The sequence below is a fragment of the Kitasatospora sp. YST-16 genome (genome assembly GCF_026802215.1).
GTDB lineage: Bacteria > Actinomycetota > Actinomycetes > Streptomycetales > Streptomycetaceae > Kitasatospora > Kitasatospora cineracea.
Window position 1 is genome coordinate 2,219,288 of record NZ_CP113837.1, and the last position, 20,073, is coordinate 2,239,360.

14 protein-coding genes are annotated in these 20,073 nt (G+C 71.3%); 5 read left to right on the forward strand and 9 right to left on the reverse strand.

Annotation, left to right across the window (positions count from 1 at the left end; all coding sequences use genetic code 11):
* Nucleotides 1–7: 7 nt before the first annotated feature.
* Entirely contained in the window at nucleotides 8–643 is a 636-nt protein-coding gene (locus tag OU787_RS10055; RefSeq protein WP_030458260.1) for a mycothiol-dependent nitroreductase Rv2466c family protein, read from the reverse strand.
* A 183-nt stretch (nucleotides 644–826) separates the two neighbouring features.
* Between OU787_RS10055 and pepN the strand changes: the two genes are divergently transcribed.
* Nucleotides 827–3,430 (forward strand): aminopeptidase N, encoded by a 2,604-nt coding sequence (gene pepN, locus OU787_RS10060; protein WP_268659144.1) that lies wholly within the window; start codon nucleotides 827–829, stop codon nucleotides 3,428–3,430.
* Between the two features lie 62 nt (nucleotides 3,431–3,492).
* Here pepN and OU787_RS10065 read toward each other — a convergent pair whose 3' ends face one another.
* From OU787_RS10065 to acnA, 5 genes are all read right to left on the reverse strand, one after another.
* Nucleotides 3,493–4,446: a carbohydrate ABC transporter permease gene (locus OU787_RS10065; protein ID WP_268659145.1), complete on the reverse strand. Its 954-nt coding sequence runs from the start codon at nucleotides 4,444–4,446 to the stop codon at nucleotides 3,493–3,495.
* A gap of 10 nt (nucleotides 4,447–4,456) precedes the next feature.
* Nucleotides 4,457–5,389 (reverse strand): carbohydrate ABC transporter permease, encoded by a 933-nt coding sequence (locus OU787_RS10070; protein WP_268659146.1) that lies wholly within the window; start codon nucleotides 5,387–5,389, stop codon nucleotides 4,457–4,459.
* A 127-nt stretch (nucleotides 5,390–5,516) separates the two neighbouring features.
* A complete protein-coding gene (gene ngcE, locus OU787_RS10075; RefSeq protein WP_030458264.1) occupies nucleotides 5,517–6,914 on the reverse strand; it encodes an N-acetylglucosamine/diacetylchitobiose ABC transporter substrate-binding protein in 1,398 nt (465 codons plus the stop codon).
* Nucleotides 6,915–7,282: 368 nt separating this feature from the next.
* Nucleotides 7,283–8,599, reverse strand: coding sequence for a glycoside hydrolase family 18 protein (locus OU787_RS10080; protein ID WP_268659147.1), 1,317 nt, complete (start codon nucleotides 8,597–8,599; stop codon nucleotides 7,283–7,285).
* 134 nt (nucleotides 8,600–8,733) lie between these two features.
* Complete coding sequence (gene acnA / locus OU787_RS10085) at nucleotides 8,734–11,394, reverse strand: aconitate hydratase AcnA (protein ID WP_030458266.1); 2,661 nt, start codon at nucleotides 11,392–11,394, stop codon at nucleotides 8,734–8,736.
* A gap of 335 nt (nucleotides 11,395–11,729) precedes the next feature.
* Here acnA and OU787_RS10090 point away from each other — a divergent pair, with 335 nt between their 5' ends.
* From OU787_RS10090 to OU787_RS10105, 4 genes are all read left to right on the forward strand, one after another.
* Nucleotides 11,730–12,251: a SigE family RNA polymerase sigma factor gene (locus OU787_RS10090; RefSeq protein ID WP_030458267.1), complete on the forward strand. Its 522-nt coding sequence runs from the start codon at nucleotides 11,730–11,732 to the stop codon at nucleotides 12,249–12,251.
* Between the two features lie 85 nt (nucleotides 12,252–12,336).
* Nucleotides 12,337–13,254 (forward strand): hypothetical protein, encoded by a 918-nt coding sequence (locus OU787_RS10095; RefSeq protein WP_268659148.1) that lies wholly within the window; start codon nucleotides 12,337–12,339, stop codon nucleotides 13,252–13,254.
* Between the two features lie 48 nt (nucleotides 13,255–13,302).
* Nucleotides 13,303–13,707 (forward strand): type II toxin-antitoxin system VapC family toxin, encoded by a 405-nt coding sequence (locus tag OU787_RS10100; RefSeq protein WP_030458269.1) that lies wholly within the window; start codon nucleotides 13,303–13,305, stop codon nucleotides 13,705–13,707.
* Between the two features lie 224 nt (nucleotides 13,708–13,931).
* Complete coding sequence (locus OU787_RS10105) at nucleotides 13,932–14,507, forward strand: superoxide dismutase family protein (RefSeq protein WP_268659149.1); 576 nt, start codon at nucleotides 13,932–13,934, stop codon at nucleotides 14,505–14,507.
* Nucleotides 14,508–14,529: 22 nt separating this feature from the next.
* Here the strand turns inward: OU787_RS10105 and argF are convergent, their stop codons facing one another.
* From argF to OU787_RS10120, 3 genes are all read right to left on the reverse strand, one after another.
* Nucleotides 14,530–15,531 (reverse strand): ornithine carbamoyltransferase, encoded by a 1,002-nt coding sequence (argF, locus tag OU787_RS10110; protein ID WP_030458271.1) that lies wholly within the window; start codon nucleotides 15,529–15,531, stop codon nucleotides 14,530–14,532.
* Nucleotides 15,532–15,709: 178 nt separating this feature from the next.
* The gene (locus OU787_RS10115) at nucleotides 15,710–18,313 is read right to left on the reverse strand and encodes a polynucleotide kinase-phosphatase (protein ID WP_268659150.1); all 2,604 of its coding nucleotides are present in this window, start codon (nucleotides 18,311–18,313) and stop codon (nucleotides 15,710–15,712) included.
* Complete coding sequence (locus OU787_RS10120; RefSeq protein WP_268659151.1) at nucleotides 18,310–20,007, reverse strand: 3' terminal RNA ribose 2'-O-methyltransferase Hen1; 1,698 nt, start codon at nucleotides 20,005–20,007, stop codon at nucleotides 18,310–18,312. The genes OU787_RS10115 and OU787_RS10120 overlap by 4 nt, the downstream gene beginning before the upstream one ends.
* Between the last annotated feature and the right edge of the window lie 66 nt (nucleotides 20,008–20,073).

Here is a 20,073-nt window from a genome sequence, read left to right on the forward strand (position 1 = left end):
CGGGGTGCTACTCGAAGGACGGGCCCGCGGTGCGGGTGCGCTTGATCTCGTAGAAGCCGGGGGTGGAGGCGACCAGGATGGTGCCGTCCCAGAGCCGGGCGGCGGCCTCGCCGCGCGGGGTGGGGGTGACGACCGGGCCGAAGAAGGCGACCCGGTCGCCCTCCGGGCCGTCGACGGCGATCACCGGGGTGCCGACGTCCTCGCCGACCAGGCCGATGCCCTCGGCGTGCGAGGCGCGCAGCGCGTCGTCGTACGCGTCGGTGTCGGCGGCGTCGGCGAGCTCCTCCGGGAGGTTGGCGGCGCGCAGCGCGGCGACGATGGTCTCCCGGTTGTTGGGCAGGCCCTGGTTGTGGAAGCGGGTGCCGAGCTCGGTGTAGAGCGGGCCGAGCACCTTGTCGCCGTGCGCCTGGGCGGCGGCGATCAGCACCCGGACCGGGCCCCAGCCGGCGGCCAGCATCTCCCGGTAGAAGTCGGACAGGTCGTCCCGGCCCTCGTTGAGGACGGACAGGCTCATCACGTGCCAGCGGGTGTCCACCGGGCGGAGCTTCTCGACCTCGAGCATCCAGCGGGAGGTCATCCAGGCCCAGGGGCAGATCGGGTCGAACCAGAAGTCGGCGATCTTGCGGGAGTCTGCGGTCGTCACTGACGGCGTCCTTCGGGTCGGCGGGCGGAGGCGTTCGGGAGTCCCCCGGGGGTCCAACCGCAAGGTGCCCGCGATGATTCCGCCTCCAGTGCAATGGCACAGCTCGGGGGGCGTGAAAGGATGCCCACGACGGAGTGCCATGAGCGCTCCGAAACCGTGTGTTCCGTACAGAGGAGTGCCGACGTGCCGGGCAAGAACCTGAGCCGTGAGGAGGCCCGCGACCGGGCCGCGATCATCCGGGTGGAGAGCTACCGCGTCCACCTGGACGTCAGTGCGGCGGCCGACCCCGGCCGGCCCACCTTCCGTTCCACCACCCGGATCTCGTTCGACTGCGCGGAGCCGGGCGCCACCAGTTTCGCCGACCTGCTGGCCCCCGAGGTGGTCTCGGTCGAGCTGAACGGCCTCGCGCTGGACCCGGCGGAGGTGTTCGACGGCGCCCGGGTGACGCTGCCGGTGCTGGCCGCGCACAACGAGCTGACCGTGGTCGCCGAGTGCGCGTACAGCCGCACCGGCGAGGGCCTGCACCGCTTCGTCGACCCGGCGGACGGCGAGACCTACCTCTACACCCACTACGAGCCGGCCGACGCCCGCCGGGTCTTCGCGAACTTCGAACAGCCGGACCTGAAGGCCCCGTTCACCTTCACCGTGACCGCCCCGGCGGCCTGGGACGTGTACGCCAACGCGGTGCACGAGCGGATCACCGACGAGGGCGCCGCCCGCACCTGGGAGTTCGCGCCGACCCGGCCGATCTCCACCTACCTGACCGCCGTGGTGGCCGGCCCGTACCACGTGGTGCGCGACCACTACACCCGCGAACTCCCGGACGGCACCCGGCTGGAGATCCCGCTGGCCGCCACCTGCCGGCGCTCGCTGGCCCCGCACTTCGACGCCGACGAGATCCTCACCGTCACCAAGCAGGGCCTGGACTTCTTCCACCAGGAGTTCGACTACCCGTACCCGTTCGGCAAGTACGACCAGTGCTTCGTCCCCGAGTACAACATCGGCGCGATGGAGAACCCCGGCTGCGTGACCTTCCGCGAGGAGTTCGTCTTCCGCTCGAAGGTCACCGAGGCCGCGTACGAGTCCCGGGCCAACGTGATCCTGCACGAGATGGCCCACATGTGGTTCGGCGACCTGGTCACCATGAAGTGGTGGGACGACCTGTGGCTGAAGGAGTCGTTCGCCGACTTCATGGGCTCCTACGCGCAGATCGGCGCCGGCACCCGGTACCGCTCCGCCTGGATCACCTTCGCCAACCGCCGCAAGGCGTGGGCCTACCGGCAGGACCAGTTCCCCACCACCCACCCGATCACCGCGGACATCCGCGACCTCGAGGACGCCAAGCTCAACTTCGACGGCATCACCTACGCCAAGGGCGCCTCCGTCCTCAAGCAGCTGGTCGCCTACGTCGGCCGGGACGCCTTCTTCGAGGGCGCCCGCGCCTACTTCAGGAAGCACGCCTTCGGCAACACCGTCCTGACCGACCTGCTGGACGCCCTGGAGGAGACCAGCGGCCGCGACCTGCGCGCCTGGTCCGCCGCCTGGCTGCAGACCTCCGGCGTCAACACCCTGACCCCCGAGCTGGTGCACGACGCCGAGGGCCGGATCACCGAGCTGGCGGTCCGCCAGGACGGCACGCCGCTGCGCCCGCACCGGATCGCGGTCGGCCTGTACGACCTGGACGCGGACGGCGCGCTGCTGCGCACCGACCGCTACGAGCTGGACGTGGCCGGGGAGCGCACCGTGGTCGCCGCGGCGGCCGGGCGCCCGGTGCCCGCGCTGGTGCTGGTCAACGACGACGACCTGACGTACTGCAAGGTCCGGTTCGACGAGCGCTCGCTGGAGACCCTGCGCACCGGCCTCGGCGGCCTCGGCGGCCTCGGCGGCCTCGCCGACGAGGCCGGGCCCGACGCGCCCGGCCTGGCCCGGGCGCTGGCCTGGTCCGCGGTGTGGAACCTGACCCGGGACGGCCTGATGCCCACCCGGGACTACCTCGACCTGGTGCTGCGCTTCGCCGGCCGGGAGTCCGACGTCGGCGTGCTGCAGTCGCTGCACCAGCAGGCCGGCGACGCGCTGGCGGTGTACGCCGACCCGGCCAGGCGCGCCGAGTACGGCACCGCGCTGGCCGAGTGCGCGCTGCGCGAGCTGTCGCAGGCCACCCCCGGCAGCGACCACCAGCTGGCCTGGGCCCGCTTCCTGGCCGACACCGCCGAGCGGGCCGACCACCTGCAGCTGCTGCGCGGCCTGCTGGACGGCACCGGCCGGATCGACGGCCTGACGGTCGACCAGGAGCTGCGCTGGAGCTTCTGGCTGGCGCTCGCCTCGCACGGGCGGGCCTCCGCCGAGGAGCTGGCCGCCGAGCTGGAGCGCGACAACACCGCCGGCGGCCGCCGGCAGCGGACCCAGTGCCTGGCCGCGCTGCCCACCCCGGAGGCCAAGGCCGCCGCCTGGGCCGCGGTGGTCGACTCCGACGAGCTGCCCAACGCCCTGGTCGAGGCCGAGATCGCGGGCTTCAACCGGCCCGGGCAGCGGGAGCTGACCGCGCCGTACGCCGCGCCGTACTTCGAGGCACTGGAGACGGTCTGGGCGGAGCGCTCGATCGAGATCGCCATGCGGATCGTCGGCGGCTTCTTCCCGCGCTACCAGACCACCCCGGAGACCCTGGCGGCCACCGACGCCTGGCTGTCCACCCGCCCGGACGCCGCCCCGGCGCTGCGCCGGCTGGTGCTGGAGTGCCGGGACGACCTGGCCCGCGCGCTGCGCGCCCAGGAGTGCGACGCCCAGTGACGCAGAGTGGGGCGACTCCCTTCTCTGGAAAGGGAGTTGCCCCACGTGCGAGGGTACTGCGGCTACTTCAGGGTGGCCGAGGTCAGGCCCGCCTGGACCTGGCGCTGGAAGGACAGGTACACCACCAGCACCGGCAGCATGGCGATCGTCATGCCGGCGAACAGGCCGGGGAAGTCGCTGGCGTAGCCGGACTGCTGGGCCAGGTTCATCAGGCCCTGGGCCAGCATCGAGCGGTCCGGGTCACCGCTGCTCTGCTGCTGCATCAGGGTCAGCGGCAGCAGGTACTGGTTCCACTGGCCGAGCACGTTGAAGATGAACACGCTGATCAGGCCGGACTTCGCCATCGGCACCATGACCTGGAAGAACGCCCGGGTGTGCGAGCAGCCGTCGATCATCGCGGCCTCGTGGACGGCGCTGGGCAGCGACCGGAAGAACGAGTGCAGGAAGAACACGGTGAACGGCAGCGAGTAGGCCGTGTAGACCAGGATCAGGCCGGCGTACTGGTTCAGGCCGAGCCACGGGATGACGGTGCCGAGGTTCTTCATCATGAAGAACAGCGGGACGAGCGCCAGGTAGACCGGGAACATCGCGCCGGCCACGAAGAAGTAGTAGATGACCCGGTTGCCGCGGAACTCGTAGCGGGCCAGCACGTAGGCGGCCATCGAACCGAGCAGCATGGTCAGCGTGAGCGAGCCCGCCAGCACGATCACGGTGCTGACGAAGAAGTCGCCGATGCCCTTGTCCCAGGCGCGGGTGAAGGCGTCGAAGCCCCAGTGCGAGGGCCAGCTCCAGGCGCTGTTGCCGATCTCGGTGTTGTTCTTGAACGAGCCGAGGACGATCCAGATCAGCGGGACGATGATCAGCACGGCCCACAGGGCCAGGAAGCCGTGCGAGAAGACGTTGAGGACTCCCCCGCCGTCGGCGAAGCGCTGGTTCTTGCCGGGCTTGCGCGGCTTGTCGTTCCCTCCGCTGCGCTGGGCCGGGACTCCGGTGGTCGCGTCGGTGTTGGTGCTCATGCCGGGAACCTCAGAACTCGATCTTCTCGCGCCGGGTGACCCGGAGCGAGACGACGGACAGGACCAGGGTGATGAAGAAGATCACCACACCCATGGCGCAGGCGTAGCCGGCCTTGCCGTAGGTGATGAAGTTGCGCATCAGCAAGGTCGCCATGATCTCGCTGTGGTGGTCCGGGCCACCGCCGTAGTACGCGCCGGGGGTCATGGTGGAGACCAGGGCGAAGGCGTCCATCGCGGCGATCGCCAGGTAGACCCAGGCGGTCTGGATGCTCTCCCAGAGCAGCGGCAGCGTGATCTTGAAGAAGGTGGTGCCGCGCTTGGCGCCGTCCAGCAGGGCGGCCTCGTAGATGTCCTTCGGGATGCTCTGCATGGCGGCCGAGAACAGCACCAGGTAGAAGCCGACGCCGGACCAGATGATCACGCCCATGACGCACCACAGGCCGAAGGTCGGATTGGACGCGAAGTCCCAGGGGTGGTTCTCGTCGACGATGCCGAGCGCGATCAGGACGCCGTTGAGCAGGCCGCCCTTGTCGGTCCGGTACACGCCCTGGAACAGCACCGACAGGATGGCGACCGACAGCACCTGCGGGAAGAAGAAGACGACCTTGTAGAAGGCCGAGCCGCGCACGCCCTGCACGCCGCCGGTGCCGCTCTTGCCGCCCACGTTGAGCATGAAGGCGAAGAACAGCGCCAGCAGGATGGTGGCCAGCGGCAGCACGATCAGCAGCAGCAGGTTGTGCTGCAGCGCGTCGAGGAAGGCGCTGTCCTGGAAGAGCTTGGTGTAGTTGTCCAGCCCGATGAAGTTCATGTCGGGCGAGGCGCCGGACCAGTCGGTCAGCGAGTAGCCGAAGGTCTGCAGGTAGGGCCAGATGACCAGGGCGATGTACAGCACGACGGGAACCACGAGGAACCCGAAGATGAAGGGTGTTTTACGGTGTCGCATGGGAGCTGCTCCTGTCCGCCGACAGCCTGTGGTCAGACAGGCCTGGAACTGCGGTATCGCGTGGAACGGCCGGGGCCCGCGTGCGGGCCCCGGCCTTGCGGTGTCAAGCCGTCGGCCTGCTGGGGGGTCAGACCTTCTTGGAGGTGGCGGCCTTGCCGCGGGAGACCCACTCCGCCGGGGAGATGCGCTTGTTGACCAGCTCGTTGGTGGCGTTCTCGACCTCGGCGTCGAACGCGGTCTGCAGGTCCTGGAAGCTGAAGTTGAAGGTGACGTCGCCGGCCGCCTTGACCGCCGCGGCCGAGGACTTGGTGCCCGGCTTGAGCGGGACGTCCGCGTTGACGCCGTCCTTCAGGACGGTGAGCGAGTTCGCGGTGGCCACGAACTTCGAGGAACCGTCCTTGGTCAGCATCATGCGCAGGAACTCGAGGCCGCCGGCCTTGTTCTTGGCCTTGCTGGGGACCATGAACGGCTCGCCGGCGCCGGCCCAGAGGGCGGTGGCGGGCAGCTTGTCGTTCGGCAGCGACGGGATGGGCAGGAAGGCCATGTCGAAGTCGGCCGGGGTGGAGGCCAGCATCTCGTTCTCCAGCCAGGAGCCGGACGGGATGAAGGCGGCCTTGCCCTGGCACCAGGCGGTCTGCGACTCGGTGTGGGTCATGCCGTTGGTGCCGGGGAGGAGGAAGTCGCCCTCCATGATCTTGTTGAACGCGGTGACGCCGGCCAGCACCGCCGGGTCGTCCCAGGCCGTCGCGTCGCAGGCGTTGATCTTCTTGACCAGGTCCAGGCCGCCCTGCTTGGCGATCAGGCTGAAGATGACGTAGTTCGCGTAGTAGGGGTACTTGCCCTGGTGCGCGAACGGGGCGATGCCCGCGGCCTTGATGGTGCCGCAGAGGGTGATGAACTCGTCCCAGGTCTTCGGCGGGGTCCAGCCCTTCTCCTTGAAGAGCTTGGCGGAGTACCACAGGCCGAACACGGTGTAGACGTAGTTCAGCGAGTACATCTTGCCGTTGATGGTGCCCTGCTCGACGGTGCCGGGCAGCAGCACGTCGCGGATCTTCTTGGACGGGTCGTCCAGGTACGGGGCGTCCAGCAGGACCGTCAGGTCGGTCAGCTGGTCGGCGCTGACCAGGACGTCCGCCTTCATGGCCTGGGCGCCGGAGTTGTCGAAGACGTCCGGCGGGCTGCCGGCGTTGAAGCGCGGCTGCAGCTTGCCGCTGATCTCCTGGGTGCCCAGGTGGGAGACGTTCGCACCGGCGTACGCCTTCTTGTAGGCGTCCTCGAAGACCTTGGCGTAGTCGTCGCCGTAGCCGCCCTTGAAGATCACGACGTCCAGCGCGTCGCTGGCCTTGACCCCGAACGGGTTCTTGCTGTCGCTGCCGAGCGACGGCGCGGCGCTCGACTTGCTGTCACCGCTGCCGGAACCGCCGGCACAGGCCGCGAGCAGCGAGGTGCCGCCGGCCGCGAGGACGGTGATCGCAGCCGCGCGCTTGAACAGGTCGCGGCGGTTGTACTCGGTTGCAGAGCCCATGCGTGCCCTAACCCCTCAGTTCCAGAAGAAGTGGACCGGAGCTGACGTATCGTCAACTCCCGTAGCCCGAAAGGTGCCCAGCGGCGAAGGTGCCGGTCAGAGGCGGTGTGATGATGCTGCAAAGGTATAGTCCACTGTTCACTCAGCGGCAATAGTCAGCGGGTCTGATAACAAACCTGACAGTCGAACCGTTGTCCGCGATGCAGCATGTGCAATGTGCAGGGACCCTGCAGATTACGTGTTCGCGCCAGGCATGCACCGGAATCTAGCGCGTTGATGCTCGCAAGAACATAGAAATGCGCAGCTTCGCGCAACACGGCGATCGAACCGTGATGTGCGAAGCTGCGCACGGAACCGCCCGACGGCGGTCAGTCCTCCCGGAGGCCCTTGTCCAGGGCGGCGACCAGGGTGCCCCGGGCGTCGTCGTTGTCCAGCGACCAGGCCATCACGCCGCCCAGGTCGTTCTGCTCGACGTAACGGGCCTTGCGGGTCAGCAGGTCCGGGGTGTCGTACGTCCAGAACTCGGTGCCGTCGTACTTCCAGGTCGCGCCGTGCGCGCGGTCGGTGAAGACCGTGCCCGGCAGGTCCTTGATCTGGTTGTACGGCAGGTTTCCGCCCCGGGACAACCCGGTGGCGGACTGGTACAGGCCGTCGCCCTTCGGGCCGGCTGGCACGCCCGTCCAACCGTAGCCGTAGAACGGGACGCCCACCACGGCCTTCTTCGCGGGCAGGCCGCGGTCCAGGTAGGTCCGCACCACCCGGTCGACGCTGAGCTGCTGCCCGGAGGCGTCGGCCCGGTCCGCGTACAGGTTGGCGTCGTGGTTGGTCGGCCCCTGCGCCTCCCACGGGCCGTGCAGGTCGTAGGTCATCAGGTTCAGCCAGTCCACCGACTTGGCGACCTTCTTGACCTCGATCTGGTCGATCTTCGACTCACCGGCCGGGACCGCCGCGGTGAGCAGGTAGTGCGGGCCCTTCTTGCCGGACAGCGCGTCCAGCTGGCGGCGGAACTCCTGCATCAGCAGGGTGTAGTTCCTGCCGTCCTCGGGCCGCACCACGTTGCCGCCGTCACCGCCGCCGCCCGGGTACTCCCAGTCGATGTCGATGCCGTCGAACACCCCGGCGCCCGCGCCCGCGCCGCCCTCGGCGGAGCCCAGCTGCGGCAGGTTCCCCCTGAGGTACAGGTCGATGCAGGAGGAGACGAACTTCTTCCGCGAGGCGTCGGTGAGCGCCGCGTCCGAGAAGTACTTGGACCAGCTCCAGCCGCCCAGCGAGACCACCGCGCGCAGCTGCGGGTTCTCCGCCTTGAGCTTGCGGAGCTGGTTGAAGTTGCCCTTGAGCGGCTGGTCGGCGGTGTCGGCCACGCCGTCCACCGACTCCTCGGCACCCACCGGGCGCTGGTAGTCGGCCCAGGCGTCGCCCGCCCCGGCCCCGTTGGCCTCGAAGCAGGTGCCGTCGGCGGAGACGTTGCCGAAGGCGTAGTTGATCACGGTCAGCTTGCCGGCCTGGCCGCTGTCCTGGACCTTCTTGGCGGTGGAGCCGCTGTAGATGCCCCACTGGGTGAAGTAGCCGACCCGCTGGCCCTCCAGCCGGTGGTTCTTCTCGTGGGCCTGCGCCGGGGCGGCCGCGAAGGCCGAGGCGGAGGCGAGCAGGACGGCGGCGAGGACCGCGGATGTGCGTCTGGTCATTCCGTGAATCTCTCCGATTCAGCGTCAATTGGTATGGACCATGTGCTGAGGGAGAGGTTTAGTCCATTGGCCGGAAACGCACAAGGGGCCGGACCGCACGATGCGGTCCGGCCCCTCGCGGCCTACTGGCGCCGTCAGCCGATCAGGCTGCGCAGCACGTACTGCAGGATGCCGCCGTTGCGGTAGTAGTCCGCCTCACCGGGGGTGTCGATGCGCACCACCGCGTCGAACTCGGTGCTCGTGCCCGCCGGGCCGACCGCCTTGACCTTGACGGTCTTCGGGGTGCGGCCCTCGTTCAGCTCGGTGACACCGGTGAACTCGAAGGTCTCCTCGCCGGTCAGGCCCAGCGAGTCGGCGTTCTCGCCGGCCGGGAACTGCAGCGGCAGGACGCCCATGCCGATCAGGTTGGAGCGGTGGATGCGCTCGTAGGACTCGGCGATGACGGCCTTGACGCCGAGCAACGCGGTGCCCTTGGCCGCCCAGTCGCGGGACGAGCCGGAGCCGTACTCCTTGCCCGCCAGGACCACCAGCGGGGTGCCCGCGGCCTGGTAGTTCTGCGAGGCGTCGTAGATGAACGACACCGGCGCGTCGGCCTGGGTGAAGTCGCGGGTGTAGCCGCCCTCGGTGCCCGGCGCGATCTGGTTGCGCAGGCGGATGTTGGCGAAGGTGCCGCGGATCATCACCTCGTGGTTGCCGCGGCGCGAGCCGTACGAGTTGAAGTCGCGCTTCTCCACGCCGTTGGCGGTCAGGTACTGCGCCGCCGGGGTGCCGGGCTTGATGTTGCCGGCCGGGGAGATGTGGTCGGTGGTGACCGAGTCGCCCAGCTTGGCCAGCACGCGGGCGCCGGAGATGTCGCTCACCGGGCTCGGGGTCTTGGCCATGCCCTCGAAGTACGGGGGCTTGCGGACGTAGGTGGACTCGGCGTCCCACTCGAAGGTGTTGCCGGTCGGGATGGGCAGCGACTGCCAGCGGTGGTCACCGGCGAAGACGTCCGCGTAGTCCTTGGCGAACATGTCCTGGTCGATGGAGTTGGCGACCGTGTCGGCCACCTCCTGCTCCGACGGCCAGATGTCGGCGAGGAAGACGTCGTTGCCGTCGGCGTCCTGGCCCAGGGCGTCCTTGGTGATGTCGACGTTCATGTTGCCGGCCAGGGCGTAGGCGACCACCAGCGGCGGGGAGGCCAGGTAGTTCATCTTGACGTCCGGGTTGATCCGGCCCTCGAAGTTGCGGTTGCCGGAGAGCACCGAGACCACCGCGAGGTCCGACTCGTTCACCGCGGCGGAGACCTCCTCGGGCAGCGGGCCCGAGTTGCCGATGCAGGTGACGCAGCCGTAGCCGACCAGGTTGAAGCCCAGCTTCTCCATGTACGGGAGCAGGCCGGCCTTCTCGTAGTAGTCCATGACGACCTTGGAGCCGGGCGCCAGGGTGGTCTTGACCCAGGGCTTGACGTGCAGGCCCTTCTCCACGGCCTTCTTCGCCAGCAGGGCGGCGCCCAGCATGACGGAGGGGTTGGAGGTGTTGGTGCAGGAGGTGATCGAGGCGATCACGACCGCGCCGTTGTCGATCTCGTAGGTCGAGCCGTCGGGGGAGGTGACGGTGGTCGGCTTCGAGGCCTCGGCCGAGTAGGTCGGCAGCGCCTCGGCGAACTTGGTGGCGGCCTCGGCCAGGACCACCCGGTCCTGCGGGCGCTTCGGGCCGGAGATCGACGGGACGACGGTGGAGACGTCCAGCTCCAGGTACTCGGAGTAGACCGGCTCGACCGACGGGTCGTGCCAGAGGCCCTGCTCCTTGGCGTACGCCTCGACCAGGGCGAGCTGCTGCTCGTCGCGGCCGGTGAGCTTCAGGTAGTTGATGGTCTCGGCGTCGATCGGGAAGATCGCACAGGTCGAGCCGAACTCCGGCGACATGTTGCCGATGGTGGCGCGGTTCGCCAGCGGGATCGAGGTGACGCCCTCGCCGTAGAACTCGACGAACTTGCCGACCACACCGTGCTTGCGCAGCATCTCGGTGATGGTGAGCACCAGGTCGGTGGCGGTGGTGCCGGCCGGGAGCTGGCCGTTCAGCTTGAAGCCGACCACGCGCGGGATCAGCATCGAGACCGGCTGGCCGAGCATCGCGGCCTCGGCCTCGATGCCGCCGACGCCCCAGCCCAGCACGCCCAGGCCGTTGACCATGGTGGTGTGCGAGTCGGTGCCGACGCAGGTGTCGGGGTACGCCTGGCCGTTGCGCACCATGACGGTGCGGGCCAGGTGCTCGATGTTGACCTGGTGGACGATGCCGGTGCCGGGCGGGACGACCTTGAACTCGTCGAACGCGGTCTGGCCCCAGCGCAGGAACTGGTAGCGCTCCTTGTTGCGGCCGTACTCGATCTCGACGTTCTGGACGAAGGCGTCCGGGGTGCCGAACTTGTCGGCGATGACGGAGTGGTCGATGACCAGCTCGGCCGGCGCCAGCGGGTTGATCTTGGACGGGTCGCCGCCCAGCTCCTTCACGGCCTCGCGCATGGTGGCCAGGTCGACCACGCAGGGCACGCCGGTGAAGTCCTGCATGATCACGCGCGCCGGGGTGAACTGGATCTCCTCGGACGGCTCGGCCGTCGGGTCCCAGCCGCCCAGGGCGCGGATGTGGTCGGCGGTGATGTTGGCGCCGTCCTCGGTGCGGAGCAGGTTCTCCAGCAGGACCTTGAGGCTGTACGGCAGCCGCTCGGCACCCTCGACGGCGGAGAGCTTGAAGATCTCGTACGACTCGTCGCCCACCTGCAGCGAGCTGCGGGCGTCGAAGCTGTTCGCGGACACGACTGACTCCTTCTTGGTCCACCCGGTGATAAGGTAAGCCTTAGCTAACCTGCCTGCTGTCGCTTACCGGGCCGATGATGGAGGTCCGCACCTCTGGACCCCTCGGCAAGTATCTTGACGTCAAGATAAATCGTAACGCGGAATGTATCTCGATGTCGAGATAAACCATAGTGCATGGGCTCCGCCCACACTCCACCGGCTCGCCCCACCACCGCGCTGCCGTGCTTCCCACCAGGGTGCACCTCCCGACCCCCCGAGCACGACCGGGGCGTAACGCAACCGGCCGCCCCGCGCGTCTGTCTTCTGAGTACGGGGACGGCGACAGGGGTGCGCGGGTGGTGGTGGGACGACGCAGGGCCGCCGAGGAGCGGCGCGAGTTCGAGGAGTTCGCGCACACCCGGGGCGCCGCGCTGTTCCGCACCGCGCTGCTGCTGTGCGGCGACTGGCACCTCGCCGAGGACCTCACCCAGACCGCCCTCGCCCGGATCTACGCCTCCTGGCACCGGGTCAAGCACGCCGAGAGCCCCGCCGCGTACGCCCGCACCGTGCTGGTCCGCTGCTACCTCTCGCACCGGCGGCTGCGCCGCAGCGCCGAACTCCCCGTGCTCCACAGCGTCCCCGAGCAGGCCGCCCCCGACCACGACCCCGCGCTGCGGGTCGCCCTGCTCGCCGCGCTCGCCGAACTGCCGCCCAAGGACCGGGCGGTGCTGGTGCTGCGCTACTGGGAGGACCGGAGCGTCGACGAGACCGCCGCCGAACTCCAGCTCTCCCCCGGCACCGTCCGGGTCCGCGCCCTGCGCGCCCTGACCAGGCTGCGCCGCCAGCTCGCCCCGCACCTGGACAGCCTGGTGCCGTGACCGCACTGACCGCCGCACCGGCCGTATTGACCGCATTGACCTCCGCACCGACCGCACCGACCGTCAGAGAGCGAGAAACCTCCCGATGCCCGAGCAGGAGCTGAGCGACGTCTTCGTGCGGGCGGTCGGTGGCAGCGCGCCCGACCTCGGCCTGCTGGTCGCCGGGGCCACCGCCGAGGGGCGGGCCATCCGGGTGCGGCGGCGGCTCGCGCTGGCCGGGGCGGTCGCCGTGGTCGCCGCGCTCGCGGTGGGCGGCGGGCTGCTGCTGCGCCCCGGCGCGGGCCCCGGGCCGTCCGCGGTGGCGGCCGCCCGGCCCGGATCCGGATCCGGACTCGGGCCCGGATCCGGTGGGCCGTCCGCCGTCCCCGCGCCCTCGGTCACCAAGGCCAGGCCCGTGGTGCTCGACCGGCTGCTGGTGTTCGTCCCGGACCTGGTCCTCGACAGCTGGAGCGAGGAGGGCTCGACCGCCGACGGCACGCGGACCGACACCGTCCGGGCCCGGTTCCGCACCGCCTCCGGCGCGGACGCCGGGACGGTCGAGGTGCGCGTGCAGCAGCCCGGCGGGACGCCGCGGGGCGCCGGCGAGAGCTACGACTGCCGCGACCACCGGGACACCGAGGAGTGCGCCCCGGTCACCGGCAAGGACACCAACGGCGTGCTGCTCGCACTCTCCGACCAGCAGCACCGGACCACTTACCGGGCGGACCTGCTCGACCACCACGGCGTCCGGACCGTCCTGACCGCCACCGGCCCGGAGGGCGGCGACCCGCCGTTGGACCGCAACCGGCTCGCCAAGGTCGCCGCCGGACTGGACGCGCTGCCTAGCACCGAGGAGGAGCAGGCCCGGGAGTCCGCCCGGCAGCGGGCCCTGACGGCCGACACGAGCCCGCCCGCCACCACCGGCCCCTCCGCCTTCCCGTCCGCCGCCCCTTCCGCCACCCGGCCGCCGAACGCGGCGGATGGCGGGGCGGGCGGCTCGGCGGGCCCGGTCGGCGGCGGATGAGCACCCCGGTGGCGGGGCGGCCGGGGCGAACGGACTAGCGTGAGCCGAATGATCGTGGTGGACGCTTCCGCAGTGGTGCTGTCGCTCGCCGACCGGGGCCCCCGGGGCGACGCCGCCCGGGCCGCGCTGGCCGCCGACCCCGAGTGGGTGGCGCCCGAGCACGTGGTGATCGAGGTGATGCAGTCGCTGCGCGGGCTGTACCTCGCCAAGGAACTGACGGCCGAAGAGGTCACCGCCCTGACCCGCCGACTGCCCGGACTCGCCATCCGCAAGGTGGAGGTCGCCCCGCTGCTCGGCCGGATCTGGGAGCTCAAGGACAACCTGACCCCGGACGACGCCGCCTACGTCGCGGTCGCCGAGCACCACCACGCCCCGCTGATCACCGCCGACCTGCGCCTGATGCGCGCCAGCGGCCCGCGCTGCGAGATCCGCGGCATCACGGCGACGGGCTGACTGCCCGATGGCCGACCGGGCGGCGGGACGGCCTGGGTCGGGACGGAATGGGACCGGACGAGTCGGGACCGGACGGGCCGGCTGGCCGTAGCGGTGCTGTTCGAGTGCCGGTTCCCGTACGGGTGACTGCGGGTGGCGGTGCGGCACGGCGGCGTGCGCGGCGGGGCGGGGGCGGCCACCGTGTCGGGTGTTGTTCTCCCTGACGGCCCGTCGGAAGGTCCGCGATGCCCCTGTCCTCCGCTGCCGGTGCGCTGCTGGTGCCGCTCGCCCTGCTGCCGATCGCTCCGCCCGCCGCCCAGGGCCCGGCCGGTGCTCCCGGACCGGCCGGTGCCTCCGGGGCCGCCGGCGCTCCCGGGACCGACCGGGTGGTGGACACCCGGTTCGACCGGGCGGACGGCTTCGTCCCGGCCCGGGCGATCACCCACGCGCCCGACCTGGTGCCGTACGGCTCGCAGGTGCGGGTCACGGTCGGCCGCGCGGCCGGGCACACCTCCGTCACGCTGGAACTCGCCGGGGTGGCCGGTGCGCACGAGTTCCCCGCGCACGTGCACACCGGGCGCTGCGGCTCCGACCCGGCGTCCTCCGGGCCGCACTACCAGCAGGTGGCCGGGTCGGACGCCGCCGACAACGAGGTGCGGATGACCGTGCGCACCGCCCCGGACGGGTCCGGCACCGCCTCGGCGGCCGTCCCGTGGGAGTTCCGGCCCGACGAGGCGCACTCGCTGGTGCTGCACGCGGGCACGCCCGCCGGTCCGCACGCCGCGGCCGACCGGGCGGCCTGCGTGGACGTCGACTTCTGAGGCCCTCAGGACCCGAGACCCCTCAGGACCCGAGGGTCGCCACCATCACGGCCTTGATGGTGTGCAGCCGGTTCTCGGCCTGGTCGAAGACCACCGAGTGCGCCGACTCGAACAGCTCGTCGGTGCACTCCAGTTCCGACATGCCGGTGAGCTCGTGCATCTGCCGGCCGACCTCGGTGCCGAGGTCGTGGAACGCGGGCAGGCAGTGCAGGAACTTGACCGCCGGGTTCCCGGTGGCGCGCACCGTGTCCATCGAGACCTGGTAGGGCTTCAGCAGCGCGATCCGCTCGGCCCAGACCTCCTTGGGCTCGCCCATCGACACCCAGACGTCGGTGTAGAGGAAGTCCGCCCCCGCGACGCCGGCCGCCACGTCCTCGGTGAGGGTGATCCGGGCACCGCTGGCCCCGGCCAGCGACTCGGCCGCCTTGCGGACCTCCTCGGCGGGCCAGAGCGAGGCGGGCGCGACGATCCGGATGTCCATGCCCAGCAGCGCGCCGGTGACCAGGATCGAGTTGCCCATGTTGAAGCGGGCGTCGCCGAGGTAGACCAGGGTGGTCTCGTTCAGCGGCTTGCCGGAGTGCTCCTGGATGGTGAGCACGTCGGCCAGCATCTGGGTCGGGTGCCACTCGTCGGTCAGGCCGTTCCAGACCGGGACGCCCGCGTGCGCGGCCAGCTCCTCGACGATCTCCTGCCCGTCGCCGCGGTACTCGATGCCGTCGAACATCCGGCCCAGCACCCGCGCGGTGTCCTTGATCGACTCCTTGTGCCCCATCTGCGACCCGGCCGGGTCCAGGTAGGTGGTGGACGCGCCCTGGTCGTGGGCGGCCACCTCGAAGGCGCAGCGGGTGCGGGTGGAGGTCTTGGCGAAGATCAGCGCGATGTTCTTGCCGCGCAGCCGGGGCTGCTCGGTGCCCGCGTACTTGGCGGCCTTCAGCTGGGCCGCCAGGTCGACCAGGTGGCGGAACTCCTGGGGAGTGAAGTCGAGCTCCTTGAGGAAGTGCCTGTTCCGGAGGTTGAACGCCATACCGGTCTCCTGGGTCGATCAACGGACTGAGACGGGAAGTGTATACGAGGATTCGAATATTCATGCAACACTGTGATGGCCGACGCGTTGCCGGGGCCCGGACGGCCCGCTCCAGGCCGTCCGGGCCCCCGAGCCCTCCGGGCCCCGGGGTTTGCCCGGGGCCCGGGTCGCTGCGGGGTCAGAGCCGGGGGTCGACCGGTTCTGACTCCAGGGCCAGCACCGCGAACACCGCCTCGTGCACCCGCCACAGCGGCTCGCCGGCCGCCAGCCGGTCCAGCGACTCCAGGCCGAGCGCGTGCTCGCGCAGGGCGAGCGAGCGCTTGTGGCCGAGCGAGCGCTGGCGCAGCCGGTCCAGGTGCCGGGTGTAGTCCGGGCCGTAGATGATCCGCAGGTACTCGCGGCCGCGGACCTTCAGCCCGGGCTGGACCAGCCGCCCGGAGCCGTCCCGGTGCAGCGGGTCGACCGGCTTGACCACCACGCCCTCGCCGCCGGCCCCGGTCAGCTCCTCCCACCAGGCGACGGCGGCGGCGACCGAGGACTCGTCCCCGGTGTCGACCAGCAGCCGCCCGGTGCGGTGCAGCACCGGCTCCACGGCCGCCCGGTCGGCGGCCAGCCGGTCGGCCTCCACCAGCCGGTCGATCAGGGCGAGGTGCTCGGTGTGCGGGCGCAGCGCCAGGTTGGCGCCCTCGGCGGCGAGCAGCTGGAACGGGGCCAGCCGGATGCCTTCGAGGCCCTCGGTCGGCCAGCAGTAGCGCCGGTACGCCTCGGTGAAGGACCGGGCGTCCTCGGCCCGCTCCTGCTGGCGGACCGTCAGCTCCGCCACGTCCATCCCGCGGTCGGCGGCCCGGGCGAGGGCGTCGAGCGCGGTGGGCAGGGCGGCCCCGGCGGCCGCGCCGACGGCGGCGTACTGGCGGCGCAGCAGTTCGACCGCCTTGAGCGACCAGGGCAGCAGCTCGGCGTCCAGCAGCAGCCAGCCGGTGTCGAGTTCGTCGAACAGGCCGGCGTCCTCGGCGGCGGCCCGCAGCCGGTCGAGGATCGCCCCGGTGAGCTGCTGGTCGTTGAGGAAGGCGCGGCCGGTCCTGGTCCAGATCGCGCCGGGGCCGGGCAGGCCGAAGCGCTTCTCCAGGGCGGCCCCGTCCCGGGCGACCAGGACGACGGCCCGCGAGCCCATGTGCTTCTCCTCGCAGACCACCTGCTGCACCCCGTCGTGCCGGTAGGCGAAGAACGCCTCCTCGGGGTGCTCCAGCAAGCCCTCGCGCCGGGAGGTCGGCGAGGGGGCCATGGTGGGCGGCAGGTAGGCGAGCAGCCTCGGGTCGAGCGCGAAGCGGCTCATCACCTCCAGTGCGGCGGCGGCGTTCTCCTCCCGGACGGCGACGTTGCCGAACCGGGCGGTCTCCACCACCCGGCGGCCGGCCACGTCGGCCAGGTCGAGCGGACGGCCCTCGCGGCCGCCGGGCGCGTCGGTGTGCATCGGGCGGACCGGCTCGTACCACTCCTGCTCGGCCGGGACGGCGACGATCTCCCGCTCCGGGTAGCGCAGCGCGGTCAGGCTGCCGCCGAACACGCAGCCGGTGTCCAGGCAGATGGTGTTGTTGAGGAAGCTCGCCACCGGCACCGGGGTGTGGCCGTAGACCACCAGGGCGCGGCCGCGGTACTCCTCGGCCCACGGGTAGCGCACCGGCAGGCCGTACTCGTCGGTCTCGCCGGTGGTGTCGCCGTACAGCGCGTGCGAGCGGACCCGGCCGGAGGCCCGGCCGTGGTACTTCTCCGGCAGGCCGGCGTGGCAGACCACCAGCGCGCCGCCGTCCAGCAGGTAGTGGCTGACCAGGCCGCGCATGAACTCCCGCACCCGGGCCCGGAACTCGTCGCTCTCGGCGGACAGCTGGTCGATCGACTCCTGCAGGCCGTGCGAGACGGTGACCTTGCGGCCGCCCATCCAGCGGCCGAGCTTGTTCTCGTGGTTGCCGGGGACGCAGAGGGCGTGGCCGGCCTCGACCATGCCCATCACCAGGCGCAGCACGCCCGGGGTGTCCGGGCCGCGGTCGACCAGGTCGCCGACGAAGACCGCGGTGCGGCCCTCGGGGTGCGCGGCGTCCACGGCGCGGCCCTGCTCGTCGCGGGTGATCCGGTAGCCGAGCCGGCCGAGCAGGGTCTCCAGCTCGGAGCGGCAGCCGTGGATGTCGCCGACGACGTCGAACGGGCCGGTCAGGTGCCGCAGGTCGTTGTACCGCTTCTCCGGGACGATCTCGGCGCGCTCGACCTCCTCGACGCCGCGCAGCACGTGCACCTTGCGGAAGCCCTCGCGCTCCAGCCCGCGCAGCGAGCGGCGCAGCTCGCGCTGGTGACGGGGGATCACGTGCGCCGGCAGCTGCCGGTCCGGCCTGGCCCGGTTGCGCTCGGCGCACACCTCGGCCGGGACGTCCAGCACGATGGCGATCGGCAGCACGTCGTGCTCCCGGGCGATGGCGAGCAGCTGGCGGCGGCTCTCCTGCTGGACGTTGGTGGCGTCGACCACGGTGAGCCGGCCCGCCGCGAGCCGCTTGCCGACGATGTAGTGCAGCACGTCGAAGGCGTCGGCGGAGGCGGACTGGTCGTTCTCGTCGTCGGCGACCAGCCCCCGGCAGGAGTCGGAGGAGACCACCTCGGTGGGCTTGAAGTGCCTGCGGGCGAAGCTGGACTTGCCGGAGCCGGTGCTGCCGATCAGCACCACCAGCGAGACATCGGTGACGGGCAGTCGGCGGCCGGCCCGGGCAGGGGTCGGCTCCGGGGTTTCGGTGGTCATCGGTGGGCGCTCCCTTCCGGGGCGTGGTCGTGCGACGGGGTGCCGGTGACAGCGGGTCCAGCGGCGTCGGGTTCGGCGGTGGCGGGTTCAGTGGTGGCGACGGGTTCAGTGGTGGCGGGTTCGGCGAGGCGGAAGTGCGCGAGCTGGGTGGGTGCGCCGACCTCGGGGTCGACCGGACCGACCGGCTCCAGTTCGACGGTGTAGCCGTAGTCGGCCGCGACCTGCTCCGTCCAGGCCGCGAACTCGGCGCGGCTCCACTCGAAGCGGTGGTCGTCGTGCCGCTTGTGCCCGGCGGGCAGGGTCTCCCAGCGGACGTTGTACTCAGCGTTCGGAGTGGTGACCACGACCGCACCGGGCCGGGCCACGCCGAACACGGCGTACTCCAGCGCGGGCAGCCGGGGCAGGTCGAGGTGCTCGATGACCTCGCACAGCACCGCCGCGTCGTAGCCCTTCAGCCGGGCGTCGGTGTACGTCAGCGCACCCTGGACCAGCTTCACCCGGCGGGCCTGACGCTCCGGCAGCCGGTCCAGCCGCAGCCGGCGGGCGGCGATCGTCAGCGCGAGGGAGGACACGTCCACCCCGAGCACCTCGGTCACCCGCGGTTCCTTGAGCAGCGCGCCCACCAACTCGCCCTGCCCGCAGCCCAGGTCGAGCACCCGGGCCGCGCCGGTGCGGGCCAGCGCCGCCAGGATCGCCGTCCGCCGCTGCGCGGCGAGCGACTCCCCGCGCTCCCGGCCGTCCTCCGCAGCACCGGCGGTCTCCGCCACCGCCGTGATCGGTCCGGTCGGTCCGGTGACGTTCACCTCCTCAGCGGTAGCCGTGACAGTCGTGACAGTCGTGACATCTGCGATGTCTGCGGTCTCCGGAGCGTCCGGGACGTCCGGGACGGCGTTATCGATCTCCTCGGCCTCGCGGTCGTCGGCCTCGGCCAGCCGGGCCAGCGCCAGGCGCTCGGTGGCGAGCCTGGTCAGCGACCAGCGGCGGGAGAGGTAGCGGCGGATGATCAGGGCCCGTTCGGGGTGGTCGGCGAGCCAGCCCTGGCCGGCCGCGAGCAGCTTGTCGACCTCGTCGGGGGCGACCCAGTAGTGCTTGGACCCGTCGAGGACCGGCAGCAGCACGTAGAGGTGCTGCAGCGCGTCGGCGAGCCGCAGGGTGCCGGTCAGTTCGAGCCGCACGTACCGGGAGTCGCCCCACTCGGGGAAGGACTCGTCCAGCGGGACGGGCCGCGCGTCGACCTGCCAGCCCAGCGGGGCGAACAGCCGCTCCACCAGCCCGGGGCCGTCGCCGCCGGCCACCGGGACGGCGGGCAGCGCGATCCGCAGCGGCAGCGCCCGGCCGGGCAGTTCGGGCCGGTGCGCGCACTCGCCCTTCATCGCGGACCGGTAGACCGTGCGCAGCGCCACCGCGAGCAGCGAGGAGGCGGCGTACGGGCGGTCGTTGACGTACTGGGCGAGCGCGAGGTCGGGCGAGCCGGACCGGCCCTTGCCGCGGCCTTGGCGGAGCAGCGCGGTGGGGTCGATTTCCAGCAGCAGCGCGGCGGTGCACGCCTGCTCCCCGGCCTCGGGGTAGAAGACGTGTGCCGTGCCGTGCGCGGTGGCGAACCGCTGCACCTTGTCGGGGTGCTTGTGCAGCAGGAAGCCCAGGTCGGAGGCGGGGTTCTCGGCGGTGCCGGTGGTGGAGATCGATACGAACACCCGGCCGAGTATGGCCCGCCGGCCTGTTCGGGGGCACCAGGTTTTGTCCGTCCGGTGAGCGTGTTG